Annotated in this window: 2 protein-coding genes; both read left to right on the top strand. The window is 62.7% G+C overall.

Annotation, left to right across the window (positions count from 1 at the left end; genetic code table 11):
* A partial coding sequence (gene rplX / locus N2041_RS14575) for a 50S ribosomal protein L24 (RefSeq protein ID WP_297679333.1) occupies positions 1-337 on the top strand: 337 nt, incomplete at its 5' end.
* A gap of 24 nt (positions 338-361) precedes the next feature.
* Positions 362-633 (top strand): 50S ribosomal protein L5 (rplE, locus tag N2041_RS14570; RefSeq protein ID WP_367187738.1); only part of this gene is annotated, 272 nt, incomplete at its 3' end.

The following is a 633-nucleotide window of genomic DNA, read 5'->3' as shown; positions in this document are numbered from 1 at the left end:
AGGTGATACAGTCGAGGTTATCAGCGGTAAGCACCGGGGCATGCGCGGCACGGTGCGCAGGGTCCTGCCGGGGCGGTCGGTGCGGTTTCCTGGCCAGTTGGACCCCAATCGCGACCGCGTCATCGTGGCCGGCGTGAACATGGTGATTAAGCACCAGCGCCGCACCGGCAACGTGCGCACGCAGACCGGGCGCATCGAGCGCGAGGCGCCGATCCACATCAGCAACGTCATGCTGGTGTGCCCGACGTGCAGCAAGGCCACCCGGGTGGGCTACCAGATCGCCGCCGACGGCAGCAAGTCGCGCGTGTGCAAGAAGTGCGGCGCTCTGATTGACTGACGGACCGGCGGCTGATAGGAGTTCATCATGCCCAGGCTGAAAGAGCTGTATCGCAAAGAAGTGGTGCCTGCATTGATCCGGGAGTTTAACTACCGAAACCCTATGCAGGTGCCGCGACTGGAGAAAATCGTTATCAACATCGGGATGGGCGAGGCGCTTCAGAACGCTAAGGCGCTGGATGCTGCCATGTCCGACCTGATGCAGATCACCGGCCAGAAGCCCGTCACCACCAAGGCGCGCAAGTCCATCGCCGGCTTTAAGCTGCGCGAGGGGAATACCATCGGCGTGATGGTGAC

This window comes from Tepidiforma sp., assembly GCF_026419595.1.
GTDB lineage: Bacteria > Chloroflexota > Dehalococcoidia > Tepidiformales > Tepidiformaceae > Tepidiforma.
Note: the sequence above shows the minus strand (reverse complement) of the source record. Positions and strands in the feature narration are given on the sequence as shown.